We start from the raw sequence: 25,667 nt of genomic DNA, 5'->3' as shown, positions 1-25,667 counted from the left end.
CGCAAGGAGTCAAGGTATGGGAAAGCAATTCGACAGCATCTCGGACGATCACCGCAGCTTTATCGCCGCGCAACCGATGTTCTTTACCGGATCGGCAGCCCCCGAGGGACGCATCAACGTCTCGCCCAAGGGGATGGATTCGCTCCGGGTTCTGGGCCCGAACCGGATCGTGTGGCTGAACTTTACTGGCTCCGGCAATGAGACCGCCGCCCATGTGGTGCGCGATCCACGCATGACCCTGATGTGGTGCAGCTTTGCCAAACGTCCAATCATCCTGCGCTGCTATGGCACCGCCCGTGTGCTGCACCGCGATCATAGTGACTTCGCCGACCTTGTAACTCTGTTCCGGGATCCGCTGGGCGCGCGGCAAATCTATGATGTGACGGTGGAAATGGTGCAATCCTCATGCGGCTACGCCGTGCCACTTATGTCACTGGATGCCCCACGTGAGACGTTGAAAAAATGGGCCGACGACAAAGGACCGGATGGGGTGCGCATCTACTGGGCCGAGCGCAATCATTCGACCATTGATGGGTTTCCGACCGGAATCGAGAGCAATCTCACATGACGCTGGACGACGCGCTGGCCGCATTGCGGGCACAGGCTGAACCAGGACGGGCCGAACAGATGGCCGCCTATCACAAGACACCTCGCGCCTATCTGGGTGTGCCCAACCCCGCGATCAACGCTATGTCGCAGGATTGGCGGCAAACGCTTGATCTTGACCAGAGAGTCAGCCTGGCCCAAGCCCTCTGGGACAGCGATATATTCGAGGCGCGGCTGACTGCGGCCAAGCTGCTGACGCAGGCTCGGATCCGCCCGGATGATCGCCCGGTCTGGGATCTGTTCCAATCGTGGGTGCCGGATTTCGACAGCTGGGCTATTGCGGATCACGCCTGCATGGCGGGGCAACGCCGCCTCACCGCCGACCCCGTGCGGCTGGACGTGATCGAATCCTGGACACAAAGCCCGCATATGTGGACGCGACGCGCGGCACTGGTCATAACCTTGCCCTGGACCAAGCAGAATTTCCCATCACAACAAGAGCTTGCCGCCCGCGACCGCATTTTAGGCTGGGCGGCGACCTACATCGAGGATAGCACCTGGTTCATCCAAAAGGCCATCGCCTGGTGGCTGCGCGATCTGTCCAAACATGATCCAGAGCGCACCCGTAGCTTCCTCGCCTCACATGGTGCCGACATGAAGCCCTTTGCCCGGCGCGAAGCCGCCCGCTATCTGGAACAGCCCTAAGCGCTTCTTCTCTTCAAAAATACGCAAATCCAGCAGACGCCACACAAAACCACAACGGCCGGTCACCCTGCAGTAAACACTTTGATCACCGGCAGATCCGTCAATGGCGCCTCAATCAGCCGCATTGCCGAAAGAGACAACCGGCTGCCGGCTGTCGCGGGGCCCTCGATCGGAATCAGATCGACTTGCGCCGACTTTCCCGACCCCGGGTACAGCACACGTCCCTTGGTCGGCGTCGAAATCAACGGCGTTTCCAGCCAGAATCCCGCACGCGACGGATCCCCGAGCGAGGCCACGGTATCCCCCAGCGCAGATTCGCCACCCGGATTGGCGGAGGCCGCAGCGGCGGTTTTGCGCTCTTCTTGCGTCGTCACATCAAACTGCGCCGCAGTGCGGGCCTGCGGCGGCGGGGTACGGGCAGGCGCAACGGGTGCAGCCGCCAGATTTTCAGGCGCAGGTTGTGACGCTACGACCTCGGGCGCATCTTTGGAAAAAAAACCACTGCTGCAACCGCTTAGAACCAACGCCAGACCCATTGGAATACAAATTCTCATCACCCGACCCTCAGACTTTTGTCCTGCCTCACAACATCGTAGGCATACTTGCCCATTCGTGCGCGCAATACTAGGGTACGGTCATGACAGCCCCATTGATAGACCCCTTCCTGCGTCCAATCTCGTACTTGCGTGTGTCGGTCACCGACCGCTGCGATTTTCGCTGCGTCTACTGCATGTCGGAAAACATGACCTTTCTGCCCAAGAAAGAGCTGCTGACCCTCGAAGAGCTGGACCGCATGTGTTCAACCTTCGTCGGACTTGGTGTCGAAAAGCTGCGCATCACCGGCGGTGAACCGCTGGTTCGGCGCGATATCATGACGTTCTTTCGCGCAATGACCCGGCATCTCGACAGTGGCGCGCTGAAAGAGCTGACGTTGACCACCAACGGATCACAGCTCGAACGCTTTGCTGCGGATCTTTTTGATGCCGGTGTGCGGCGGGTGAACATCTCGCTCGATACGCTGGATGAAAAGAAGTTCGCAGATATCACCCGCTGGGGGCGTTTGCCGCAGGTTCTACGTGGCATCGACGCGGCGCAAAAGGCCGGGCTGCGGGTCAAAATCAACACCGTGGCGCTGAAAGGCTTCAACGAGGATGAGCTGCTGACGCTGGCCGAATGGTGCGCGTCCCGCGATATGGATTTGACCTGGATCGAAGTCATGCCCATGGGCGACATCGGCAACGAGGATCGCCTGGGCCAGTACTGGAAACTTTCCGAACTGCGCAACACTCTGGGCCAGCATTACAGGCTGACCGACCTACCCGAAAGCTCGGGTGGCCCGGCGCGCTACGTGCGGATCGAAGAGACCGGGCAAAAGATCGGCTTTATCACCCCGCTCACGCATAACTTCTGCGAAAGCTGCAATCGGGTACGCCTGACTTGCACTGGTGAGCTGTTCATGTGCCTCGGACAAGAGGATAACGCCGATCTGCGGTCCGCCCTGCGAAATCACCCGGTCAATGACGCGCCGCTAGAGCAGGCCATTCGCGACGCGATCTCGCATAAACCCAAAGGGCATGATTTCGATTATTCCCGCCAAAACGTCGATGGCCGCGTGTCACGCCACATGAGCCATACTGGCGGCTAAAGCTCAGGGGCGGCTGATCTCTCCGCCCCCGACCGCCGCACGAACACCTGTGGTCGACGGGCATGACGTCGGCAACCCCCGCGCAACCCGCACTGCGAGATAGGCAAAGGCCTGCGCCTCGAGCATGTCGCCGTTCAGGCCCACCGCCTCGACCGGTTCGACGGGCATATCGAGACCAGCCGCCAGCATCGCCATCATCACTGGATTGTGCCGCCCACCACCGCACACCAGCAATCGTTCGGGCGGTTCCGGGCAATGCTCGATCCCGCGCATCACCGCAGCGGCGGCCATCGCTGTCATGGTCGCGGCAGCATCGGCATCATCCAGTTCGCGTACCAAATCCAGCATCAGCCCGAAATCATCCCGGTCGAGCGATTTTGGCGGCATCTTGAGGAAATATCCTTCGTCGAGGAACAGCTCAAGCGCGCCATCCACGACCTGCCCGGTCGCAGCCAGCGCCCCGTCGCGGTCGCAGTCCAGCCCCCGTCGCAGCGTCATCAGATCGTTGATCGGTGCATTAGCAGGGCCAGTGTCAAAGGCCAGCAGAGCGCCATCCACCTCGGGTCTGGCATATGACGGATCAATCCACGTCAGATTGCCGACCCCGCCGAGGTTCAGAAAGGCAAGCGGCCGCGTCGCTCCGATCCAGCGCGCACAGGCGAAATGGTAGAACGGCGCCAGCGGCGCCCCCTCTCCGCCCAACTGCACATCAGACGATCGGAAATCCCACACCACCGGCAGCCCCAACGCATGTGCCAGCGCAGTGCCATCGCCCAGTTGATGCGTGCCGCGCCCGTGCGGATCGTGGGCCAGAGTCTGACCGTGAAACCCGACCAGTTCAGCCGCGTCGAACCCGCGCAGAACCTCGGTATGGGCGCTCTGCACCACCCGCAATGCGTTCTCTAGCCCTGGCCCCGGCCAGCGCCCCAGCGCGGCGCGCAGAACCGCTTGTTCGTCGGGCGTATATAGACGGTAGGCGTGCGGTCCAAATTCAAAGATCGACTCGCCGTCAGTGCGCAGCATCGCCGCGTCCACCCCGTCAAGAGAGGTGCCCGACATCGCCCCAAGCGCCCAGACCGGATCTTTGCCCAACATGCTCTGTTCCTCTGCGGTTGCGACACGTTGCTGGTCGCATGTTTTGATCCGAGAACCGGTTCCCACTTTTCGGAACGCGCTTTCGTTCGACTTCGCGCGTTTTGATCCGAAAACCGGTTCCCACTTTTCGGAACGCGCTCTATAGATGGCCGCGATCTTATAGGGGACAGACCATGACCTACCATCCCAAATCGGACTTCATGCATGTCATGATGGAACGCGGCTTTCTGGCTGACTGCACCGATTATCAGGGCCTTGATGATGCGCTGAGCCAAGGCGTGGTCACCACCTATATCGGCTATGACGCCACCGCCAGTTCGCTGCATGTGGGCCATCTGCTCAACATCATGATGCTGCGTTGGCTGCAAAAGACCGGACATCAGCCGATCACCCTGATGGGCGGTGGCACAACAAAGGTGGGCGATCCATCGTTCCGTGCAGATGAGCGTCCGCTGCTGACGCCGGACCAGATCGATGCCAACATCACCGGTATGCAGCAGGTTTTTGCCAAGTACCTGACCTATGGCGATGGGCCGACAGATGCCCTGATGCTGAACAACGCCGAATGGCTCGACGGGCTAAACTACCTTGATTTCCTGCGCGACATCGGTCGGCATTTCAGCGTCAACCGAATGCTGAGCTTTGAATCCGTGAAATCCCGGCTCGACCGGGAACAGTCGCTCAGCTTTCTCGAATTTAACTACATGATCTTACAAGCCTATGATTTTCTTGAATTGAATCGCCGCTACGGCTGCGTGTTGCAGATGGGTGGCTCGGATCAGTGGGGCAATATCGTCAACGGCATCGACCTGACCCGTCGGGTGCTGGACCAGCAGATCTTTGGCCTGACCTCGCCACTTCTGACCACTTCGGACGGGCGCAAAATGGGCAAGAGCCAAGGTGGCGCGATGTGGCTGAATGCCGACATGCTGAGCCCCTACGAGTTCTGGCAGTTCTGGCGCAACACCAATGATGCCGACGTTGGCCGGTTCCTCAAGCTCTACACCGAAATCCCGGTTGAGGAGTGTGACCGTCTGGGCGCGCTTGAGGGCGCAGAAATCAATGCCGCCAAGATCATTCTGGCCAACGCGGTGACGACGCTTTGTCACGGTGCTGATGCCGCAGCCACAGCCCAAGAGACGGCGCGTGAGGTGTTTGAAAAGGGCGGCGTCGGTGACGATCTGCCCACGCTAGAGCTGTCGCCGGACGAGGTTCTGGATGGCATTTCGATCATCCAGGTTCTGGTGCGTGCCGGCCTTGCCAAATCCGGCAAGGACGCCAAGCGCCTGATTGCCGAAAACGGCGCCCGGATCGACGATACTTTGCTCGATGATCCGGCGATGATGCTGGATACCGACGCGCTAAGCGCCCCAGTCAAACTCAGCGCCGGTAAGAAGCGGCATGCGCTGGTCAAACTGGCCCTGTAGCATCTGCCATGGCCAGACTCGGTGGTCGAAAAATGAGCGACTGCGCTGCGCGCGACACCCAGAGCAGCAGACGTGACCTTCAGAACCGGCCAGCATGTTTTGGCTAAAAACCTGGCGGAGCCTCGCGGCAATGAGGTTGTCGGCGCGCGTTCTACCATCGATGGAACCTTGCTGCAGCACGAGCGCCTGCGGCATGAGTTGCCCTTAGCCCACTGGGGCGATATCGGCGATGCCGAGGGCATTGAAGCGGGTCATGAGTGCGATGCGGAAGTGATTTCGGCGGTCTGGCGATCAGGATCTTTCGCTGCGATGCGCGGTAGCTGAACCAATTGGTGGCGCGGTAGCGGGCGGGACGCGGCTTGATCATGCGATCAGGGTAACTACTTGGTTTCACAACACGAATCCTTCTCATTCAGACGTTTACACCAGCGCCCATGGCCTGAAACGTCGCGCGTGCCATTGAAGTCATACAGAAGCGGCGGACGTCATGTGAACCGACAGGACTATCCTTGGACAGCGTGGACACCTCGGCAGTCGATGCGTGATCCTCCCAAAGGAAGGTCTCATATTCCCGGTTCCAGACCAGATTGCGGAGTATCTGACCATCAGCACCCACCAAGCGCAGCGCCACGCGGCAACATTTCCATTCCGCCGGTATCCTTTTGCAGTGAAGAAAGAGCATCCGCCGATGCGTGGCCGTCCCACAGGAACTCTTCGCGCTGTCGGCAAGCGTCCCTTGCTCTGACGTGGCATAAGCGTCGGCATCGGTTGCCGCCGCCGTCCCGAGCGTCGGATTGTTGGTCAGGTCGTCATAGTCGCCAGATGTCGCGACCGTCGCTAGGCCAAGGTCGTCCGGGGTGACGCCGCTCTGCACCAAGACCCACACCATTGGATCGGTCCCCAGAGTGATGCCGCTTGCCGTGGTTTGCCAGACCTGCCCGCCATGCGCAGACCCGCCAACGGCCAGCGTGCTGGCGAAGTCCACCTCAGCATCCGCGTCGAGATCCGTTGCCCGAGTATGCGCCCCGGCACTATTGTAGGTGTAAATGCCATTTTCCGCCGGATCTGTCTGATCCTTTGCCAGATACCGCTGACCATTTGTCACGGTCACGCCGTCGACAGTATAGGCCCCCGTCAGCGCGACGTTGGCTGTGGTGGCTGCGACAACCGCTGATTTCGGATTCGGCGCGGTCCCGTCACGTGCTGACAGCGCCAGAGTTTCCGCGTGCATTTCCGTCAACAGGACGGTCATTTCGCTCGGGACCGGCTGATGGTTCGCCGCAACCGGGTTGCCCTGGACGACGGTCTGGATTGGCTTGCTCAGGGTCATGCGTACCTCGATGACACTAAGTTACTGTGATTGGCCCAAACGGCCCGTTTGGCGTGCCTTCGACTAGCGATCCATTCACCGGAACCGCCCAAACGTAGAAGGTGCCAGCCGCCAAGCCGGTTTCAGTGTAGGCGCGGAACGTGTTGGCCGGGGTGATGATGGTCGCGGCAAGGGTTGCCATGCCGATATCGGCGGTTGCGCTCAGGTAGATCCTGACCGCGTATTGGTTGGCGTCGTTGGCCGTGGTCCATGAGGTGTCGATTTCACCAGCGCCGCCAGCTGTCGCAGACGCAGACGCCAGCGCAGCCGGGGCGGTGTCATTGGCCGTGGCGGTGATTTGCGTGATATCGCTGTAGGCTGTGGCCCGGTCGCCATCCACGGTCTGCCATTGCACATCGTAGGTCGCGCCATCGTTCAGCAGCGCGGAATAGGCGTAAAGCCCGTCCATGTCGGTGAGGAAATACTCATAGTTGTACGTTCCCTCTGGCGCATATCGGAACCGATACACATAGGATTCACGCGCGGGCGCTGCGAACGTGGCCCGGATGCGGACGGCCAAGCCACTGTCGGTCGTGATCGGCTCGGACGAAAGCACCACGCTCGCGGCCGCGCCGAGGCTGTCGTCAATATCAAGCGACGGGGTCGGCGCAGGTGGCGCCCCTTCCTCGCCTTCATTCAGGGCCCACCGGTCGGACGCCAGCGGCACCACGGCGAACGCGCAGGCCATGCCGTCGCCGTCCTCTTCTACCGGCCCCACAATCTCATGCGGCCCGGTGAACACCGCGTCATAAGCCAGATCAATCGCCCGCTCGCGCTTGGCCAGTATCCCCTTGATCGTGGTGCCGAGCGCCGCGCGGTTTTCGGCTTGGACACGCCCGCCGATTGCCTTGGCCAGACGCACGGCCTGATTGTGGTTCTGGCAGCCGAGCGCATCGACAAACTGATAGTTCGGCTCACGGGCCGCATCGTAGAAATCCGGGTTATTCCACGGGCTGCAAGGCTGCTTGGTGTAGCCGTGGCCCGGTGACAGGTAATTGACGACAACGCCGTCCATCGGCTGCTCGCCATCGTTCACGGTCTGCGTTTTGGCCGTAAAAATATCCCGAGCCGCGCTGAATTCCAGCGTTGGTGTCTCGTAATATCCGGGGATCGCATAGGCCCTGCCTTCGTCGTCATAGGCAACAAAGGCGTCCATGGTCTTGAGGATTTCCTGTTCAGCCTCTTGTCGGGTCTGATTGTCCGGTACTGCGATGCCGCAGCGATAGAGCGGCACCGGATCGCCATTGCGGTCCAGTACGGTCGTGTCGCAGATGTCCGACCGCGCCGCGACTTCGGTCCAGTTGATCGCCGTCATAGGCTGGTTGCGGCCCCAGACGTTGGTGCGCCACCATGCCCAGAGGATCACCGGATTCCCGTCGCCCGCCGTCCATGTGTCCGGGTCGTCTATGTCGTGCGCGCCGTTGCGTGGGTCGTACATGCGGGTGAAATTAGCGTAGACCTGCACCGCTGGTTCGCCGATCCCGATAAGACCGCGCCAGCGATAGATCAGCGGCTTGGCCTCGGTACTTCCCGCGCGCGCCCGGACGATGGAATAGCAGACCCCGGCCAACAGAAAGTCCGCTGGCAGATCGGGAAAGGCGTCAGTGAACGCGGTCGGCAGATCGCCATAGACCTGCGCAGATGAAGGCGAGACAGTGTAAACCCGGTACGCGCAACGCTTTTCGCCGCTGCCGGTGTATTCCTTTTTGTCTTCGGTAAAACAGAATTTGTTGGTGATAACATCGCCGATTTCCAGCGACTCATATTCGGACGCTTCCCATGCCATTGCATCGGTGCCGACTGTCACGCCATCGGTTGTGACGTGGTAACGCGCGCTGCTTTCGATGAATGGCGATCCGTCCCCGTCAACGTCCACCGCGAACCCACGGCCAACGACAAGAGCTGCCGCCATGTCAGCCGCGCGGGACAGAACCACGTCATCACCGCCCATCCCGTCATCAACAAACGAAACGGTATAGATGCCGTTTTCCACCGGGTCTGTCTGGTCTTTCACCAACACCCGATCATCGGCCTCAACGGTATAGCCACCAATCACGGCGGTTGCCGACGACAGGTCAAGATCCTCGGTGCTTGCCGTCACAACGTCCGTCGTGAGGGTCAGGCCATAATCGGCAAGCTCAACCTCAATGCCGTCAAGATAGTATTGCGGCTCGCTAGCCATTTCGGCATCGCCATGGATCACTGAATACCAAAATGCCCCGTCCGCAGCGTATTCCGCAAAAGACCCCGCAGCACCGCCAACCTTGACTGATCCGCCAAGCTGGTAGCGCGGCGCGTCTGCGATCCGGGTATTGACCTGCGCCCGTTCGATTTTCGGCGGGCCTTGCTGTTCCGGCCTTAGAAGGTAGGCAAGACCGAGGTTCAGCAGCAGCCCTTCAAGCAACGTCTGCCCCAAGAAGTTGCCGAGCGTAAAACCGATAGCCGTCAGGCCACCGACCGCCCCGGCCACCGCGCCAGAGAGGCCCGCGACAAATGCTGACACGGGATCGACGAATGCCAGCGCAGGCGTGATGATCGCCGTTGTGGTCCAGAGGATCAGTTGGGTTATGCGCATTTCCATGCCCCCCCAAAACCGGCGCTGGCCAGTCGATCATGCCGCGCCCCTCAATCCGCAACATCGTGCGGTTGCCAAGACAGATCCCGGCGATTTCATGCCCGAAGAAATCCACGATGACCGGCGCGCCGGGCCACGGCTCGCACTCGACAAGACCAGCCAGCGCCATGCCGTGCCGGAACACCGCAAGCGGCCCGCCGTAGGGTGGTTAGATCGCCCGCGCGCCCGCTTCGTCGCTGTATGCCCCGCGCCACGGGCTGGCAGGATCGACGCCCCAACGATCCGCGACATAATCGCAGACCGACGCCATGCAGTCGGCACCGTTCCAGTCGAAAGGCGTGGATCGCCAGATTGCCCGCGCCCGCTCAATCGCCGGGTGAAACTCAAGCCCCACGGGTAAACGTCCGCTGGCTGTTCTTGGCTACGAAAATGCAGCCGCTAATCGAACCCAGAGACCCCATTTCAAAGGCCGCAAGTGTCCTGCGAAGCCCGTCAAGTTCGCTCCGATACTTCAGAACCCTCTCTGACGCCTCAATCATTACCGCGCTGTCTCGAAGGGCCGGGTTCATGCCGTTCCGGTTGGCCTCGAACATTTTCAAGGTGGCCTCGGATGCAATCAGATTCGCGCGGGCGTTTTCAATCAGCGCGCGCCTTTCCCCCTCAATCGCCGTCTTCGCCGCTGGCGCACGGCTGGTCGCATAAATCTCAAGCTGCTCATTCAGCCGCGCCTTGCTCTCCGCGACCAACTTGGACGCTTCCGGGTGCGCCTCCGCCTCTGCGTACGCTCGATAGGCAAACCTAAGCCCCGACACCACGGCGACGAATGGGACCGCATTCATCGCAAAGGCCAGCGCGCGCGCCTGATAGACGGCCACCGTCATCGCGCCGGACATTGTGCCCAGCCACGCTACCGTTGACGTGATGCCGCCGGTCAGCGCAGGCAGGCGGCTCGCAGAAAGAACGGCAAGCGATACGCCCAGAATGTCGGCATTGTCGATCAGAGCGGTTAGTGCCGACCCCGCCAATTCAGCCGCGCTTATTACAGTCAGCAGAGCGCCAGCCGCGAGCCGGGTCAGGGTGTTGGAGATCCCGACTATCGCTTGGTCGTAGCGCTCGGCCCAAGTCACGTCGATCAGATCAAACGCTTTTTGCGCCTGGCCAGCCTTCTTGCCCATCGCCTCCATATTGTCAGCGAGGAACTTCCCCGCCTCCCCGGCCAAGGACATGGCCACCGCGCCAGCCTCAGACGAGCTAAACAGCGCGGATAGTTGCTCGACGCTGCCGCCGGTCGCCTCTGTAATTCCCCGCATGAATTGCGCAAAACCCTTGGCCTCAAGTGATGCGACACTAAAATCAAGGCCGTCACCGTTGGCAAGTTTCAGGTCTTTGGCAAGCGTCAGCGCCTGTTCTGTCGGGCTGAGCACCGCGATCAGTGCCGCGCGGCGTCCAATCACCGCGACCGATGTACTGATCCCGCCCTTGGTTAGGGCAGCGGTCGTGGCCGCAACCTCATCAAACGACACCCCCACCTTTTGGGCAAAAGGCAGCACCGCGCCCAGGCTAGAGGCCAGCTCGCCAAACCCCTCGGATTCGACCCGCCACGTGCGCTCTCCGACGAATAGCCTGCCGTCAGCCTTTAGCGCGCGGGCAATCACGGGAACGGCTGCGTCCGGGATTATCCGGCCCGCTCCGCCCTCGATATCACAGCGGGCCAGTCGCTTGCCGTTCGATGCGACAGCAGAACCGCAGGGGGAGGTGTGATGACCGACAAACCGATCCTTTTTTTCCGGGCCTATGGTGCAGGCGCTGTTGGCCGGTCGCAAGACGCAGACGCGGCGCGCAATTGCAGGGGACGAGTGATGCACAGCATACGGCAAATTGGCGCGATGGTCGCGGCGATGGGAGCGAACGTCCCGCAATTCCGCTAAATCCCCCAATGGAAAATAACGCAGGCTGCGCACCCGAAGGGGCCGACGAAAAAGCGCGCCAAGGTCAAGACCGCGCGCAAGCAGCGGAGGGGCAAGTGATGGATATCATCAAGCTTGTTAGCGCAGGGTTCGCCCTCAACATCGCATTCGCACTCGCAGCCCACACGCTTGGAATTGACCGGCCAAAACCGATGGTCCGCTGGTTCTACATGACCCAGGGCGCTGCATTGCTTGCGGTGATCGCGTGGCTGCTTGAGGACGCCGACTGATGTCCGCCGCGCGTCCATCCCTTGCCGCTGGTGAGCGCACCGCCGCTGCCATGCTGGATCTGCCCGTGACTGCGTTCCGGCGTCTGGTGAGCATGGGCGCGCTGCCTCAGGCGTGCAGGATCGGTGAATTTGAGCGGTGGCGTATAGACGATCTGCGCGCCATTCTGGACGGCACCGCCGCCCTGCCAAATGAGGACTTTGAGATTTGAAACGCCCGCCGAAACCGCGCATCGTCAAGCCGCGCCTCACGGGAAATGGAGCAAGGCAAAAGGCGCGTGGGAACCGTACCACAGGGTCACAAAAACCGTCGCGGGCTAGCGCACAGAGCGTGTCGTCCGGCTTGACTGGATGGGCGACCCGGAACGGCTGGATGCACTGTATTGGACCTGTCAGGCGGGGCGGCATGATGCCCAGAAGGCCCCGGCGCGGTACACATGGCGTGAACTGACCATCGCATGGCGTAGCGACCCCCGCGTGCAGAAGCGCCTGTCTGACGGCACAAAACGCAGCTATCGCCTGCCGATGGATTCCATCATGGAAAAGAACGGCGCAAAGGACGTGCGCAAGACAACCCGGCAGGCCATCCGTGCCGCGTATGAAAAGCTGGCCGACACGCCGCGCAAGGCAGACCGCCATCTACAGACAATTTCGCTTCTCTGGAATTTCGGCAAGAACAAATTGGATTGGCCCGTCGGTGACAACCCCGCTTCCGGGATTGAGCATTTCAGTAAACAGCGTGAATTTCTGCCGTGGCCGGAATGGATGGTCAAGAAGATCGCGGAGGCACCGCTATCCGTCCGCACCGCCGCCGAACTAATCCTCGGGACCGGCCAGCGCCCCAACGCTGCAATCACCATGCGCCGCGACCAGTTTCAAGGCGAGTGGATGCGTGTCCTGGACGAAAAGGCCGGTGTCTACTTCGAGACGTACTGCCCGGTCTCGCTGCGCGTTTACATCGAAGCCACCCCAAACTCAGGCGCGCATCTGCTGGCAAAGAACCTGACCGAGCCGCTTGGATACGACGCCATCGAAAAGGCGTTCCGAGCATGGCGCGCGGGGCTTGGCTAAAAGGCGCGCCCGTATTCCCTGCACGGCCTGCGCAAACTGGCCATCATACGACTGGCCGAGGCTGGCGCAAGTGATGCGGAAATTCAGGCTGTGACAGGTCAGTCTGCGGAGATGGTGGCGCTTTACCGCGCCAAGGCAAGCCGTCGGAAACTGTCCGAATCGGCGCAAAAAAGGAGAGAACGAATGGACTGGATGGCATCAGAACAGAACGAACCCAAACGTGAAAGTGGGAGTATTCCGTGGGAGCAACGCCCTGTGTGAGTAGGCGTTGCTCTGCTAAGCCATTGGTACCCAAGGTGGGAATCGAACCCACACGCCTTGCGGCGGGGGATTTTGAATCCCCTGCGTCTACCGTTCCGCCACTTGGGCCCGCGTGTGTCTTTAGCCAAACTCAAGCGCTGCGTCCAGAGCCAAAGTGCAGGTTAGAACATCACCTGCACCAACCAAAGTGTGATCCCCGGACAAGCCACAAGAATGCCAACCCGCACGATGTCGGACAGCACAAACGGCGCAACACCGGCATAGGTGCGGCTGATCGGGATATCCGGCGCGACACCATTGATAATAAACAGGTTCATCCCAACAGGCGGGGTGATCAGCCCGACTTCGACCACAATCAACGCAATGATTCCGAACCAGATTGCGGTGTCCTCGGCCGTCATGCCGAAATCGAGCACGTTGATCACCGGCAGAAAAATCGGGATTGTCAGCAGGATCATCGACAGGCTGTCCATCACGCAGCCAAAGATCAGATAGGCCAGCAACATAATCCCAAGAACCGTCAGCGGCGCAAAGCCCTGAGTCAGAATCCAGTCCGCCAGCATATCCGGTGCACGCGTCAGCGCGAGAAATCCCTTGAGCACTTCGGCCCCAAGCAGGATGAAAAATATCATCGCCGTCGCCTTGGCGGTTTCAAGGATCGCCTGAACAAAACCGCTCAGACTGAGGCGCCCCATCACCAGACCATAGACGCCAGTCGCAACGGCACCAAAGGCCGCTGCCTCATTGGGGGTAAACAGCGCCTGCGGTCCCGGCTTGACCCAGTTCCAGTCACCAACGATGCCACCGATGGTGAGGCCAAAGATCACGATAACCGGCCAGGTCGCCGCCAGCGTGCGCATCCGCGCGGCAAAGGGCACCCTTTCGGCGGTGTCAGCGGCATCCGGCCGCACCCGGACATAGATCATCACCGTCAGCATATATCCGGCGGCGGCCAAAAGGCCCGGAATCAGCGCCGCCATGAACATCTTGACGATATTCTGCTCGGCCATGATCGCGTAGATCACCAAAATGATCGAGGGCGGGATCAGAATGCCCAATGTGCCGCCAGCCGCAAGAACCCCGGTGCTCAGGCTGTCGGAATAGCCGCGTTTGCGCATTTCGGGCAGGGCCACCTGTGCCATCGTGCTGGCTGTGGCCAGGGATGAGCCGCAGATCGCACCAAATCCGGCGCAGGCACCGACGCTGGCCATAGCGATGCCACCTTTGCGATGCCCAAGGAAATCCGACGCCGCGCGAAACAACGCCGCCGACATGCCGGTGCGGGTCGCGAACTGCCCCATCAGCAGGAACAGCGGTATGATCGACAGGCCCTGATTGGAAAACGTCTCGTAGGACAGTGATTTCATCTGTGCCATCGGCGCCACCGGACTGCCCAGCACATACCATGTGCCAAAGAACCCGGTCAGTCCCATCGCCAGCGCCACCGGCACCCGCAAAAAGATCCCGCCCAGCATCAGGCCAAACGCGGCAAGCGCAAGTGACAACCCGGTCATGTCGCAGACTCCTGTCCGTCAAGAACCCAAGCCGCCGCACGCCAGACGCAAAACAAACTCACCAGAGCAAAGACCCCTGCCCCCATCACCGCGAGGCCGTAGGGAATCCAAACGGGGATCGCCAATTCATAGGTGGTCTCGGGAAAGAACGGCCTGGATCCCATGCCAAGTGCGGCGCGCAGCACGTCGGATCCGTATGGGAACTTTTCACCAAAACCGAACCACAGCTGCCGCGTGATCAGAACGGCCGCCACCGCGATCAGCGCATCCCCGATCAGGCCGAAAACAGCCTGTAAACGCGGCGAAAACTGTCCTGTCAGAATATCGACGGTCACGTGACCGCGCTTGAGCTGGCAATAGGGCAAAAACGCAAAAACGGCGAGCGCGCAGCCATTGGCCACCAGTTCGTAATCCCCACGCACCGGGCCCAGACCGAACGGCCCAAGGATGCGTCCGGCGATCGACACCATCGTCATCACCGCCATCGCACACAGGATCAACCCGCCCAAAATGGCCAGCGCCTGTGCGGCGCACTCAATCCCGTCGCCTACGCGCAGGCGCGTCGTTTCAGCCAATGCCATTGTCTGTCCCTGCCCCTTGCATCAACCGGAATGACCCATCGTCGGGCGTCTGGTTTGACCGCGGGTTTACGGCCCCTAGCGCAGGATTTCCATACCGACTTTACAGGGTGTGGCGATGCACCCCGGCGCAGGCGAAATACCCCTGCGCCGGATCGAGCGGACGTTACAACCCGCCAGTGTCGTATTTTGCAACCAGAGCCTGCGCATCGGCCACCATCGCCGCACCGTCAAGCCCAAGAGCCGTAACTTCGGCAATCCATTCTTCGGTCTGCGCTGCGCCGATTTCACGCAATTTATCGACCAAAGCAGGGTCAAGCGACACGATCTTGTTGCCGCGCTCGCCGATCATGGTCTTGGCCAGATCGTCACCCTTGTCCATCGCGGCACCCGCCAGTCCCGATGTCTCAAGCCCCGAGTTGGCATCGATCACCGCCTTGAGGTCGTCCGGCAGACTTTCGTATTTCGCCTTGTTCATCCCCCAAAGAAAGAATGTGTTGTACAGCGACCTGTCGCCGGGGATCTCGGTATGTGCCTCGGCCAACTCGTGCACCTTGAGGCCGGGCACCACCTCCCACGGGATGACGCCGCCATCGACAACGCCTTTGGACAGCGCCTCGGGAAAGGCCGGGACCGGCATTCCGATCGGAATGGCACCCAGGGTTTCCAGCAGCTTGTTGGCCTGACGTGATGGACCGCGCAGGCTGAGGCCGGCAAAATCCTCAAGTTTGGTGACCGGCTCACCCTTTTTGTGGATCACCCCCGGACCATGGGTGTGCACTGCGATCAGATGAATGTCGCCAAAGCGTTCGCTCATGTATTTCTCGGTAAACTCCCACAGCGCCTTTGAGGCATCCGTTGAGTTGACCGGTGTCATGAATGGCAGCTCGAACGCCTCGGATTCCGGGAAACGACCCGGCGTATAGGCTGGCAGCACCCAGCCGCAGTCGATCACGCCATCGCGAATCTGGTCATACAGCGCCGGTGGTTTGCCGCCCAGCTGCATTGACGGGTAAAGTTCAACCTTGATGCGGCCATTGCTTTCGGCTTCGATTTTCTCGGCCCATGGTTCCATAAAGAATTTTGGTACAGACCCCACGGCGGGCAGAAAATGCTGGCAGCGCAGCGTGACCTCTTGCGCGATCCCGGCAGAGACCGACAGCCCCAGAGTAACAGCCGCAACCGCTGCGGTAAGAAGATGATGTTTCATACAGGTTCCTCCCTTGCGCGGTCTTACGCCGCCGCTGTCATTGGTACAATGCTGCGCGCCACTTGCAAGCCTGCGTTCTGTGCGAACACAGCCCGCACCGGGCCGTTTCACCGCGCCCAAGTGCTGTCACGCAAGCGTGGCCGCGTTCAGCTTGACCTTGGTTCCGCACCGTGGTCTCTGGCCCCGATCCGAGGGAGAGCCCGATGCTGCGTCGTCTCTATAATCGAACTTTGGCGATGTCCGATCACCCTCAGGCACTGTGGGTTCTGGCGTTTGTCGCCTTCATCGAGAGCTCGGTCTTTCCGATCCCGCCCGATGTGCTGATGATCCCGATGATCCTGGCCCGCCCCAGCCGGGCCTGGCTGATCGCGACAGTGGCGATGGTCGCGTCGGTTCTGGGCGGGCTTTTGGGATATGCCATCGGGTATTTTTTCTACGAACAGATCGGCGCCCCGATCCTGACAGCCATGGGCAAGGGTGACGCCATGGCGGAATTCGGGACCCGGTTCAATGATCTGGGATTTTGGGCGGTATTGACTGCTGGGGTGACGCCGTTTCCGTTCAAGGTGATCACCATCATGTCCGGCTGGACCGCAATGCCGCTGGCGACATTTGTCGCCACATCTATCCTGGCGCGCGGGCTGCGGTTCTTTGTCGTGGCGGCATTGCTGCGCGCCTTTGGCGACCCGGTCCGCGATTTCATCGAACGTCGTTTGGGTCTTGTTTTTACCCTCTTCGTGCTCATCCTTGTCGGAGGATTTTTTCTGGTGCGCTACCTATGACTCGCAAAACCCTGATCTTGCTGGCGATGGCCGGTTCAGCTGCCCTCCTAATGGGCGCTCTTGGCTTTCAGTTCCTCGGCGAAATGCCGCCCTGCAAGCTGTGCTATTGGCAGCGGTATCCACATGTCGCAGCGGTGATTGCGGGCCTTGCCGCGCTGGCCGGTCCTGGTCGCGTCTTTCCTGCACTGGGTGGTCTGGCTGCCGCCGCCACTGCCGGGATCGGGATCTATCACACCGGAGTCGAGCGCGGCTGGTGGGAAGGTCCGACCACCTGCACATCAGGCCCGGTGTCTGGCCTCTCGGCGGACAATCTGATGAACCAGATCATGAACGCCCCGCTGGTGCGCTGTGACGAGGTACCGTGGGAGCTGTTCACCCTGTCGATGGCCAGCTGGAACGCTGTGGCATCACTTCTGCTGGTCGCAATCTGGGTCGGCGCATTGCGCAAGAGCTAACCCCGCCTGATGGCAGCACGTTTCTGCTACTTTGCCCCTCGGCACCAAACAACGGTCGGCCCGGTTCGCTATGCGGGGGGCGCGCCACCGGCCCATTCCGCTTGACGCGTTCGACGCGGATAATAATTAGCTGCGTGGAGGGCCTGTAGCTCAACTGGTTAGAGCAGAGTGCTCATAACGCTTTTGACCTGCCCCCCGAGGTTCCCTAATTTATAACGAGAGTTTGCGGGTCTGATGCACTTGCCCCCAACCTTGGACCACCTGGGTCTAGAGATTTCCGGCTTTCGTCAGATCGGTGGGCTGGTTTCACCTTCTGATTTTACGAGCATGATCGGTGACTTGTTTCCGATCGCGCTGTGGGGCCGTTCTTCGTTGTAGTATCTACGCCAAGTCTCCACCTTTTCTGCCGCATCCGCAAGGCTCAAGAACCAATGCGCGTTCAAACATTCCTGGCGAAACTTACCGTTGAAGGCCTCGATGAAGGCGTTGTCTGTCGGTTTTCCTGGCCTGCTAAAATCCAAAACCACGCCCCGATGATAAGCCCACAGATCCAGATCCCGAGAGATAAATTCCGGCCCATTATCGACTCGAATGGTCTTAGGATACCCAATCTTGGCACAAGCCAGATCAAGAGATTTAACCACATCCTCACCGCGATAATTGAACCTTACGTCTAGAATTGGCACATAGCGCGAGAACGTATCGACGACGGTCAAAACGCGCAATTTGCGGCCTGTGGCGAGTTGATCATGCACAAAATCCATTGCCCAGACGTCGTTATTCTTCACAGCTTCTGTGCGAGCATCCCGCAGCTTCGCTTTCACGCGACGTTTCGGTGTCTTGTTGCGCAGTTGAAGACCCATCTCCTTGTAAATACGATATGTTTTTTTAGCGTTCACTGGCCAACCCTCACGCTGCAACACAAAATGGACGCGCCGATATCCATATCGAACGCGTGTCTCACAAATCTCCTTAATGCGCTTTTTCAACGCGGCCGGATCGGTGCGGCGGGATTTGTAATGATAGGTCGAGCAATCAAACCGCAAAGCACCACATGCCTTTCGGATCGACACACGCCAATCAGACCGCATCCCATCGACAAGCTCACGCTTTCGATCCGGCCTTAGAGCTTTCGCTTGATAACGTCCTGCAACATCTCACGATCCAACGTCAGATCAGCGACAATCCGTTTCAAACGGTTGTTCTCGTCTTCCAGATCACGCAACCGGCGCATCTCTGACGGCATCAGCCCCTCATACTTTTTCTTCCAGTTGAAATACGTCGCCGGACTTATCCCGGACTTGCGGCAAATCTCCGCAACCGTCGTGCCCTCATTACCTTGCTTAACAATAAACGCCTTTTGGGCGTCCGTGAATTTGGATGCTTTCATCGCGTCCACTCCTTTTCCAGCCAGGAAAGTAGCAGTCGGAAACTCTAATTCAAAATGGTCCAGTTTTTAGGGGGCAGAGCAGAAGCAGACAGAGCGTCGTGAGCACAGCCCACCTTTTCCCTGTTCGCGGAGGTTTCTGCCAGTTTCGCCTGAGCGTACCGTCGGCTATCAGGTACTGCAGCGAGCGAATTCGCCTTTTGTTCCGGCGCGATTGAAATCCGCGGCAGAGGACGCTAGAGGATTGTGCCTGTTGGTGCGCTTGCGACCCGATACTGCATATTTTTGAAGAGAAGAAGACATGAGCGGCATTGACGACCTTCCCCCCCTCAGCCGGGTCATCGCCGAACACGGGCTGGTGGCGCGCAAGTCGCTGGGGCAGAACTTTCTGCTGGACCTGAACCTGACCGCCAAGATTGCGCGCCAGGCCGGGGATCTGACAGGCATGGATGTCCTGGAAATCGGGCCCGGCCCCGGCGGGCTGACCCGCGGCCTACTGGCCGAGGGTGCGCGCCGTGTACTGGCCATCGAAAAGGACGCCCGCTGCCTGCCAGCTCTGGCCCAGATCTCCGCAGCCTACCCCGGTCGGCTGCAGGTGATCGAGGGCGATGCGCTAAAGGTCGACGCACTGGCACATCTGACGCCGCCGATCGCGATTGCCGCCAATCTGCCCTACAATGTGGGCACCGAACTGTTGGTGCGCTGGCTGACTCCGCCCGAGTGGCCGCCATTCTGGTCATCCCTCACGCTGATGTTCCAGCGAGAAGTGGCTGAACGAATCGTCGCCATACCGGGATCAAAAGCCTACGGGCGACTGGCGTTGCTGGCGCAGTGGCGCACACGGGCGCAGATCGTACTGTCGCTGCCACCCGAAGCGTTCACGCCAGCCCCCAAAGTGAGTTCCGCCGTGGTGCATCTGACTGCCCTCCCCGCGCCGCGATTTCCTGCGGAGCCTAAGGTACTTGAGCAGGTTGTGGCGATGGCCTTTAATCAGCGCCGCAAAATGCTGCGCGCCGCGCTGCGCGGCCTGCATCCGGATATCGAGGATCTGTTGCGCGAATCCGGAATCGCACCGACAGAGCGCGCCGAACAAGTGCCTCTGGAAGGGTTCTGCGCCCTCGCGCGTGCCGTTGCCGCCGCGCGCTGAGAGCTGATTCCAAGCGGGAATGCCGAGGTTACTCGGCGGCGCTGGGGGTTTCACCAGGTGCTACGGTCGCGGCGCTTTCACTGTCCGGCTTGGGTTCGGGTTTCTTGCGCGGTTTGCGGCGCGGCTTGGGCTTGGGTTTCGCCTCGGCTTCGGGCGCGGTTTGGTCACCGGCCACAGGAGCCTCTGCCACCGGTGCTTCGACTGCCGCAGGAGCCGGAGCCGGCGTCACGCCACCTTGATCGTTCGTCTTGGAAACCGGAGCAGCGTGCTCTTTCACAGGTGTCGGCGCGACCGAATTTTCCGGTGTCTCGACTAAACCGCTATCGTTTGTGCTGTCGTCTGACAGATCAACGACGTCATCGCTGCGCTCAAACTGCGGCTGTTCGCGACGAGAGTTCTGACGATTGTTGTCGCGCTGATCACGATTCTGCTGTCCGCGGTCATTGCTACCCTGATCCGGGCCGCCATTGCCCGCGTCCTGACCGCCAGAATTATTCTGCCCGCCGGATTGGTTGTTATTGTTGTTTTGGTTATTATGGTTGCCACCACTGCTGTCATTACGCTGGGTCTGGCGCTCGCGATTTTCGCGTTCCTGCTGCTCGCGACGCTGCTCTTGTTCGCGGGTCGCCTCGCTCAGCATGCGCATGTAATGCTCAGCGTGCTGCTGAAAGTTCTCGGCCGCAACGCGATCATTGCTCAGCTGCGCATCACGGGCAAGCTGGTTGTATTTGTCGATGATCTGCTGTGGCGTCCCGCGCACCTTGCTTTCGGGGCCAGAGCTGTCGAACACCCGGTTGACAACATTCCCAACGGTCGAGCGGTTGCGGTTAGACTTGGACCGCGAACGTGTTTTAGAAGATCTCATAAGGTAAATTCAGCCTTGTTTGTGACTGTTCCTGTGACCGCTTTGGGTGCTTTTTGCACCAAATCTGCCGGATCACGTCTAAGGGTGGCTTGTCGTCAAGCGGGACCGCCCTAGGGCATCCACCGTCTCAACTGCGGACTAGCTAACCATGCCTTGCGCCCCGCACAAGCAAAAAACGCGGAACTCATGATGATTAGACCCTATTGGTCCTATTTTCGCGGGTTTATGCCCAAAACCACACGGTCGCGGCCATCCAAATCAGCAATAACCCGCAAATCCGTCAGACCCGCCCGGGTCATCATGTCGCAGACGTCCCGCGCCTGGGTCGGGCCAATTTCGATCATCAGCCGCCCGCCGGGGGCCAAATGCGCAGGCGCGGCACGACAGATCGCGGCGTGACACAGCAACCCATCGCCCCCGTCAGTCAGGGCCAGGTGCGGTTCAAACTCGCGCACTTCGGGCGACAGCCCAGGCATTTCGTCCATGGCGATATAGGGCGGGTTCGACACGATCAGGTCGAACGGCGCCTGCCCCGTGATCGGATCGAACCAACTGCCCTGTACCAGCGACACCCGCGATTCCAGCTTCAGAGCGTTGCGGTTCCAGAACGCGACGTTCAGCGCCGCATCGCTGAGGTCAGTGCCAACACCGATGCTGCCAGCCATTTCAGAGACCAGCGTCAGCACGATACAACCCGATCCAGTACCCAGATCCAGAACCCGTTCGAACGGTTCGGCCAGCGCCGCCTCGATCAACGTTTCGGTTTCGGGGCGCGGGTCCAGCACCTCGGGCGTCACCAGAAATTCGCGTCCGTAAAACAGGCGGCGCCCGGTCAGATGCGATACAGGCACACGCAGGGCGCGACGTTCGATCAACGCGTCAAAGTTCGCGGCAAGATCTGCCTCGACAGGTTCGGGCAAAAACAGCGTCAGCCGTCCGGCAGGCACCCGCAACACATGCGCCAGCAACCGGCGCGCATCACGCCCGGCATCGGGCACGTCGGCGGCGTTCAGGGTTCGGGTCGCGCGCGCCAGAAGTTGCGAACCAGTGGCGACTGCGCTCATCCGCCCATCTCGGCCAATGCGCTGGCCTGTGCATCGGCGGTCAGCGCGTCAATCACTTCGTCCAGATCGCCCTGCATCACCTGATCCAGCTTATAAAGCGTCAGATTGATGCGGTGATCGGTCATCCTGCCTTGGGGAAAGTTGTAGGTGCGGATTCGTTCCGACCGGTCGCCGCTGCCCACCTGCGCCTTGCGATCAGCGGATCGGGCGCTGTCAGCCTTTTGCCGTTCCATATCGAACAGGCGGGTCCGTAGCACCTGCATGGCAATCTCGCGGTTGCGGTGCTGCGACTTTTCCGACGAGGTGACGACAATGCCCGACGGGATATGCGTGATCCGTACCGCCGAATCAGTGGTGTTGACGTGCTGCCCGCCAGCCCCAGAACTACGCATGGTGTCGATGCGCAGGTCGTTAGCGTCGATCTTTATGTCGACCTCTTCGGCCTCGGGCAGAACGGCCACTGTTGCGGCAGAGGTGTGGATACGTCCGCCGCTTTCGGTCGACGGGACACGCTGGACACGGTGAACGCCGCTTTCGAACTTGAGACGGGCAAAGACATCGGTGCCGGTGACATGGGCGATCACTTCCTTGATTCCGCCCAGTTCGGTTGTCTGCTCTTCGATGATATCGACGCGCCATCCCTGCGCCTCGGCATAGCGCTGGTACATCCGAAGCAGGTCAGCGGCGAACAATGCGGCCTCATCCCCGCCCGTACCGGGCCGGATTTCCAGCATCGCCGGTCGGGTGTCGGCGGCATCGCGCGGCAACAGGGCCACCAGCAAAACGCGCTCGGACTCTGGCAATGCACGGCGCAGCTCTTGCAATTCATCTTCGGCCAATGCGCGCATCTCGGGATCTGAGCACAGCGCCTCGGCCTCGGCGATGCCATCGACCAGGCGGCGCCACGCAGCAATCTGATCCACCACGGGTTTCAGTTCGGCGTATTCCCGACCAAAGGTCGCAACGTCGCCACCCCCCTGGGCCATCCTGGCCTCAAGATATTCGAAACGCTGGGTGATCTGGGCAAGACGCTCTGCAGGAACCATGCGGCTGTCTGTCCCTTATCCCGCCAGCGCCGTCAAGGGTGGCATCCCACGAACCAGTGCACGACGTTCAATCGCCCTGCTGGGCCGCAACAGCACTCAGCCATCCTTCGACCCGCGCCTTGTTGGTGCCCATATCCGACTGGCCAAAGCGCAGGCGGGCATAGAGTTCCACCCTGTCGTCGTTCAACTGCACCGTGGTGTAATCCGGGAAGCCCATCCATTCAGAGCGTGTGACATAGGTGATCAGGCCCGCATCAATCGACCCCGCAAGAATCTCGGTCCGGGGGGTGGCTAGGATGACGCGATCCAGAACTTCCATTGTCGGGCGCCCGCCCTGAAAACCGCGCCGCACACCACTCGCCAGATCCTGATCCGCAGTTACCATCGGATCGACATTCCACACCTCAGGGTTGGAAGGGGCAAGCCGAATCCACACAAGACAGCCCACAATTGCCAGCACAATGATCCAGAATATCATCCGCACGCCGCCTTATCCCTTTTTGACTTCATTTCCGGGCCGCCGGGCGCCTGCGCGCGCTGATCATCCAACTCGTCGCGTCCAGCCCCAAAGGCACAGAATCTCCATCGCCACATGGGCTCCGGCCACCGCCGTCGCTCCGGTATTGTCGAAAGGTGGCGAGACCTCAACCACATCGCCGCCCAGAACGTTCAAACCGGCGATTTCCCGCAGGATAACAGCTGCCTGCGCCGAACTTAACCCGCCCCAGACCGGCGTTCCGGTGCCCGGCGCAAAGGCGGGGTCGAGGCAATCGATGTCAAACGTCAGATAGCACGGGGTGTCGCCGACAATCTCGTGCACCCGCGCCGCCACCGCAGACGGGCCGGTGCGGTGCACCTCGGGCGCGTCGATGATATGCACGCCCATGGTGTCAGGGTTTTCGGTGCGGATACCGATGGCCACGGATTTTTCCGGCAGGATCAGCCCCTCGCGCACCGCCTTGTACACAAAGGTCCCGTGGTCGATCCGTTCCGGGTCATCATCGACCCAGCTGTCGGAATGGGCATCAAATTGCACCAGCGCCACCGGACCGAATTTTTCAACATAAGCCCGCAGAATCGGCAGAGTGATGAAATGATCGCCGCCCAGCACCACCGACGCGGCCCCCGACGCAAGAATCCCCCGGATATGCGCGGTCACTGCCTCGGGAAAGGCGCTGACCTTGGCATAGTCAAACGCCACGTCGCCATAATCCACCACCGCAAATTCACCCAGCGGATCAAAGCCCCAGCCATAAGGCGGATCATATGGTTGCAGGCTGCTCGCTTCGCGGATGGCGCGGGGGCCCAGCCGGGTGCCGGGCCGGTTGGTGACGGACTGATCGAACGGAATGCCCGTCACCGCCACATCAACACCGGTCAGATCCTTGGTATAGCGGCGGCGCAGAAAAGAGGTCGCGCCACCAAAGGCGTTTTCATAGCTCAGACCACGCAAATTATCGCGGGTAAACGCCTGATCAATCTGGTTTTTTGCGTCTTCAAGTGCCATGAATTGGATGCCCTTTCAGGTCGTGATATGGAAAGCGATGCCACTATACCGGCTGGGCGGTTTCAACCAGCCTGGCAAAAAAGGTCGCCCCGACCGGCGCGATCTCGTCACAGAAATCATACGCCGGATGATGGCAGGACGCAGTATCGCCCTGCCCGAGGAACAGATACGCCCCAGGCCGCGCCTGCAACATATACGAGAAATCCTCGGCTGCCATAATCGGGTCAGCGGCCTCGTTCACACGCTCAGCCCCGACCACATCGCGCGCCACCGCAGCGGCCAGTGCCGTCTGTTCCGGGTGGTTTACCGTCGGGGGATAGCCATCCTCATATGTGAGATCAGCCGTCATTCCGAACACCGCCGCCTGATGTTCGACAATGGTGGCCATGCGCTCTTTCACCAGTGCCTGCATTTCGGGACGAAAGGTGCGTACCGTGCCAACGATCTGCGCCGTGTCTGGAATGATGTTGGTACCCGACCCGGCGTGGATCTGCGTCACCGTCACAACAACGCGATCTAACGCATTGATATTGCGGCTAACAATCGTTTGAAGCGATTGCACCATCGCCACTGCCGCCATGATCGGATCACGGGTCTGATAAGGCATCGCGCCATGGCCCCCGACGCCCTGTACATCAACCCAAAAGGTATCGACCCCCGCCATCAGCGCACCGGGGTTGGTTCCGATATGACCCACCGGGTCACCGGGCGCGTTGTGGATGCCGTACACCTGCGCGATGTCGAACCTGTCCATCATGCCTTCTTCGACCATGATGCGGCCACCGCCTTCGCCCTCTTCGGCGGGCTGAAAGATCAGCGCCACCCGACCCGAGAAATTGCGCGTCTCAGCCAGATATTTCGCCGCCCCCAGCAGCATGGTCGTATGGCCGTCATGGCCGCAGGCGTGCATCTTGCCCGGCACGGTCGAGGCATAGGCCACGCCGCTGGTCTCGTCCATCGGCAGGGCGTCCATATCGGCGCGCAACCCGATGGTGGGGCCATCACCCCGTCCCTCGATAATCGCGACAACGCCACTGGTGGCGATGCCTTCGTGAATGTCGGTGATCCCGAATTCCTTTAGCTTATCAATGACAAAGCGGGCGGTATTATGACATTCCAGACCCAGTTCGGGATGCTGGTGCAAATGGCGACGCCAGCCCGTCATTTCATCCGAAAAAGCGGCAATGCGATTGAGAACGGGCATGGGGCGACTCCTTTTTTGCG

At 60.4% G+C, this 25,667-nt stretch carries 26 protein-coding genes, 1 tRNA gene and 1 pseudogene; 10 read left to right on the top strand and 18 right to left on the bottom strand.

Annotation, left to right across the window (positions count from 1 at the left end):
• Positions 1 to 16 precede the first annotated feature (16 nt).
• Entirely contained in the window at positions 17 to 568 is a 552-nt protein-coding gene (locus IMCC21224_RS09335) for a pyridoxamine 5'-phosphate oxidase family protein (protein ID WP_047995122.1), read from the top strand.
• Positions 565 to 1,251 (top strand): DNA alkylation repair protein, encoded by a 687-nt coding sequence (locus IMCC21224_RS09330; protein ID WP_047995121.1) that lies wholly within the window; start codon positions 565 to 567, stop codon positions 1,249 to 1,251. Before IMCC21224_RS09335 ends, IMCC21224_RS09330 begins: the two co-directional genes overlap by 4 nt.
• Positions 1,252 to 1,313: 62 nt before the next feature.
• On the opposite strand, the gene IMCC21224_RS09325 is transcribed toward IMCC21224_RS09330, so the two are convergent.
• Complete coding sequence (locus IMCC21224_RS09325) at positions 1,314 to 1,805, bottom strand: hypothetical protein (RefSeq protein ID WP_047995120.1); 492 nt, start codon at positions 1,803 to 1,805, stop codon at positions 1,314 to 1,316.
• 83 nt (positions 1,806 to 1,888) lie between these two features.
• On the opposite strand from IMCC21224_RS09325, the gene moaA reads away from it, so the two are divergent.
• Complete coding sequence (gene moaA, locus IMCC21224_RS09320) at positions 1,889 to 2,896, top strand: GTP 3',8-cyclase MoaA (RefSeq protein ID WP_047995119.1); 1,008 nt, start codon at positions 1,889 to 1,891, stop codon at positions 2,894 to 2,896.
• Positions 2,897 to 2,899: 3 nt separating this feature from the next.
• Here the strand turns inward: moaA and IMCC21224_RS09315 are convergent, their stop codons facing one another.
• Positions 2,900 to 3,991, bottom strand: a complete 1,092-nt coding sequence (locus IMCC21224_RS09315; RefSeq protein ID WP_047995118.1) for an anhydro-N-acetylmuramic acid kinase — start codon at positions 3,989 to 3,991, stop codon at positions 2,900 to 2,902.
• A 173-nt stretch (positions 3,992 to 4,164) separates the two neighbouring features.
• Between IMCC21224_RS09315 and tyrS the strand changes: the two genes are divergently transcribed.
• Positions 4,165 to 5,418, top strand: coding sequence for a tyrosine--tRNA ligase (tyrS, locus tag IMCC21224_RS09310; RefSeq protein ID WP_047995117.1), 1,254 nt, complete (start codon positions 4,165 to 4,167; stop codon positions 5,416 to 5,418).
• A gap of 204 nt (positions 5,419 to 5,622) precedes the next feature.
• On the opposite strand, the pseudogene IMCC21224_RS27735 reads toward tyrS, so the two are convergent.
• From IMCC21224_RS27735 to IMCC21224_RS09285, 5 genes and pseudogenes are all read right to left on the bottom strand, one after another.
• Positions 5,623 to 5,732 (bottom strand): annotated as a pseudogene (locus tag IMCC21224_RS27735) (IS5/IS1182 family transposase); the annotation flags it as partial.
• A gap of 98 nt (positions 5,733 to 5,830) precedes the next feature.
• Positions 5,831 to 6,748 (bottom strand): hypothetical protein, encoded by a 918-nt coding sequence (locus IMCC21224_RS26470; RefSeq protein WP_053078941.1) that lies wholly within the window; start codon positions 6,746 to 6,748, stop codon positions 5,831 to 5,833.
• Positions 6,749 to 6,764: 16 nt separating this feature from the next.
• Positions 6,765 to 9,362 (bottom strand): hypothetical protein, encoded by a 2,598-nt coding sequence (locus IMCC21224_RS09295; RefSeq protein WP_156178203.1) that lies wholly within the window; start codon positions 9,360 to 9,362, stop codon positions 6,765 to 6,767.
• Positions 9,363 to 9,570: 208 nt separating this feature from the next.
• Complete coding sequence (locus IMCC21224_RS09290) at positions 9,571 to 9,756, bottom strand: hypothetical protein (protein WP_047995114.1); 186 nt, start codon at positions 9,754 to 9,756, stop codon at positions 9,571 to 9,573.
• Positions 9,746 to 11,185, bottom strand: coding sequence for a phage tail tape measure protein (locus tag IMCC21224_RS09285; RefSeq protein ID WP_156178201.1), 1,440 nt, complete (start codon positions 11,183 to 11,185; stop codon positions 9,746 to 9,748). The genes IMCC21224_RS09290 and IMCC21224_RS09285 overlap by 11 nt, the downstream gene beginning before the upstream one ends.
• A gap of 203 nt (positions 11,186 to 11,388) precedes the next feature.
• Here IMCC21224_RS09285 and IMCC21224_RS27730 point away from each other — a divergent pair, with 203 nt between their 5' ends.
• The 3 genes from IMCC21224_RS27730 (at position 11,389) to IMCC21224_RS09270 (ending at position 12,627) form a co-directional block, all read left to right on the top strand.
• Complete coding sequence (locus IMCC21224_RS27730; RefSeq protein WP_156178199.1) at positions 11,389 to 11,559, top strand: hypothetical protein; 171 nt, start codon at positions 11,389 to 11,391, stop codon at positions 11,557 to 11,559.
• On the top strand, positions 11,559 to 11,768 hold the full coding sequence (locus tag IMCC21224_RS09275) for a hypothetical protein (RefSeq protein WP_047995111.1): 210 nt from the start codon (positions 11,559 to 11,561) through the stop codon (positions 11,766 to 11,768). Before IMCC21224_RS27730 ends, IMCC21224_RS09275 begins: the two co-directional genes overlap by 1 nt.
• A 139-nt stretch (positions 11,769 to 11,907) precedes the next feature.
• Positions 11,908 to 12,627, top strand: coding sequence for a hypothetical protein (locus IMCC21224_RS09270; RefSeq protein ID WP_047995110.1), 720 nt, complete (start codon positions 11,908 to 11,910; stop codon positions 12,625 to 12,627).
• Positions 12,628 to 12,912: 285 nt separating this feature from the next.
• Here IMCC21224_RS09270 and IMCC21224_RS09265 read toward each other — a convergent pair.
• From IMCC21224_RS09265 to IMCC21224_RS09250, 4 genes are all read right to left on the bottom strand, one after another.
• Positions 12,913 to 12,996 (bottom strand) — tRNA-Leu (locus IMCC21224_RS09265).
• Positions 12,997 to 13,049: 53 nt separating this feature from the next.
• Entirely contained in the window at positions 13,050 to 14,402 is a 1,353-nt protein-coding gene (locus IMCC21224_RS09260) for a TRAP transporter large permease (RefSeq protein ID WP_047995109.1), read from the bottom strand.
• On the bottom strand, positions 14,399 to 14,983 hold the full coding sequence (locus tag IMCC21224_RS09255; RefSeq protein ID WP_047995108.1) for a TRAP transporter small permease: 585 nt from the start codon (positions 14,981 to 14,983) through the stop codon (positions 14,399 to 14,401). Before IMCC21224_RS09255 ends, IMCC21224_RS09260 begins: the two co-directional genes overlap by 4 nt.
• A gap of 163 nt (positions 14,984 to 15,146) precedes the next feature.
• The gene (locus IMCC21224_RS09250; RefSeq protein ID WP_047995107.1) at positions 15,147 to 16,190 is read right to left on the bottom strand and encodes a TRAP transporter substrate-binding protein; all 1,044 of its coding nucleotides are present in this window, start codon (positions 16,188 to 16,190) and stop codon (positions 15,147 to 15,149) included.
• A 203-nt stretch (positions 16,191 to 16,393) separates the two neighbouring features.
• Here IMCC21224_RS09250 and IMCC21224_RS09245 point away from each other — a divergent pair, with 203 nt between their 5' ends.
• Both IMCC21224_RS09245 and IMCC21224_RS09240 read left to right on the top strand, forming a co-directional pair.
• Positions 16,394 to 16,972: a YqaA family protein gene (locus IMCC21224_RS09245; RefSeq protein WP_047995106.1), complete on the top strand. Its 579-nt coding sequence runs from the start codon at positions 16,394 to 16,396 to the stop codon at positions 16,970 to 16,972.
• Positions 16,969 to 17,427, top strand: coding sequence for a disulfide bond formation protein B (locus IMCC21224_RS09240; protein ID WP_047995105.1), 459 nt, complete (start codon positions 16,969 to 16,971; stop codon positions 17,425 to 17,427). The genes IMCC21224_RS09245 and IMCC21224_RS09240 overlap by 4 nt, the downstream gene beginning before the upstream one ends.
• A 287-nt stretch (positions 17,428 to 17,714) precedes the next feature.
• Here IMCC21224_RS09240 and IMCC21224_RS09235 read toward each other — a convergent pair.
• A protein-coding gene (locus IMCC21224_RS09235) for an IS3 family transposase (RefSeq protein WP_156178069.1) occupies positions 17,715 to 18,817 on the bottom strand; the annotation gives its coding sequence in 2 pieces (ribosomal slippage) (positions 17,715 to 18,556 and positions 18,556 to 18,817; 1,104 coding nt in all).
• A gap of 298 nt (positions 18,818 to 19,115) precedes the next feature.
• On the opposite strand from IMCC21224_RS09235, the gene rsmA reads away from it, so the two are divergent.
• On the top strand, positions 19,116 to 19,961 hold the full coding sequence (gene rsmA / locus IMCC21224_RS09225) for a 16S rRNA (adenine(1518)-N(6)/adenine(1519)-N(6))-dimethyltransferase RsmA (protein ID WP_047995104.1): 846 nt from the start codon (positions 19,116 to 19,118) through the stop codon (positions 19,959 to 19,961).
• A 28-nt stretch (positions 19,962 to 19,989) separates the two neighbouring features.
• Here the strand turns inward: rsmA and IMCC21224_RS09220 are convergent, their stop codons facing one another.
• The 6 genes from IMCC21224_RS09220 to IMCC21224_RS09195 all read right to left on the bottom strand — a co-directional run bounded on the left by IMCC21224_RS09220 (position 19,990) and on the right by IMCC21224_RS09195 (position 25,647).
• On the bottom strand, positions 19,990 to 20,826 hold the full coding sequence (locus IMCC21224_RS09220; RefSeq protein WP_047995103.1) for a DUF4167 domain-containing protein: 837 nt from the start codon (positions 20,824 to 20,826) through the stop codon (positions 19,990 to 19,992).
• 209 nt (positions 20,827 to 21,035) lie between these two features.
• A complete protein-coding gene (gene prmC / locus IMCC21224_RS09215; RefSeq protein ID WP_047995102.1) occupies positions 21,036 to 21,890 on the bottom strand; it encodes a peptide chain release factor N(5)-glutamine methyltransferase in 855 nt (284 codons plus the stop codon).
• Complete coding sequence (gene prfA / locus IMCC21224_RS09210; protein WP_047995101.1) at positions 21,887 to 22,936, bottom strand: peptide chain release factor 1; 1,050 nt, start codon at positions 22,934 to 22,936, stop codon at positions 21,887 to 21,889. Before prfA ends, prmC begins: the two co-directional genes overlap by 4 nt.
• A gap of 67 nt (positions 22,937 to 23,003) precedes the next feature.
• A complete protein-coding gene (locus tag IMCC21224_RS09205; protein WP_047995100.1) occupies positions 23,004 to 23,414 on the bottom strand; it encodes a DUF1499 domain-containing protein in 411 nt (136 codons plus the stop codon).
• Between the two features lie 63 nt (positions 23,415 to 23,477).
• The gene (speB, locus tag IMCC21224_RS09200; RefSeq protein ID WP_047995099.1) at positions 23,478 to 24,443 is read right to left on the bottom strand and encodes an agmatinase; all 966 of its coding nucleotides are present in this window, start codon (positions 24,441 to 24,443) and stop codon (positions 23,478 to 23,480) included.
• 43 nt (positions 24,444 to 24,486) lie between these two features.
• The gene (locus tag IMCC21224_RS09195) at positions 24,487 to 25,647 is read right to left on the bottom strand and encodes a M20 aminoacylase family protein (RefSeq protein WP_047995098.1); all 1,161 of its coding nucleotides are present in this window, start codon (positions 25,645 to 25,647) and stop codon (positions 24,487 to 24,489) included.
• Between the last annotated feature and the right edge of the window lie 20 nt (positions 25,648 to 25,667).

The organism is Puniceibacterium sp. IMCC21224 (assembly GCF_001038505.1).
Taxonomy (GTDB): domain Bacteria; phylum Pseudomonadota; class Alphaproteobacteria; order Rhodobacterales; family Rhodobacteraceae; genus Puniceibacterium.
This window is presented reverse-complemented; position numbering and strand designations above follow the sequence as displayed.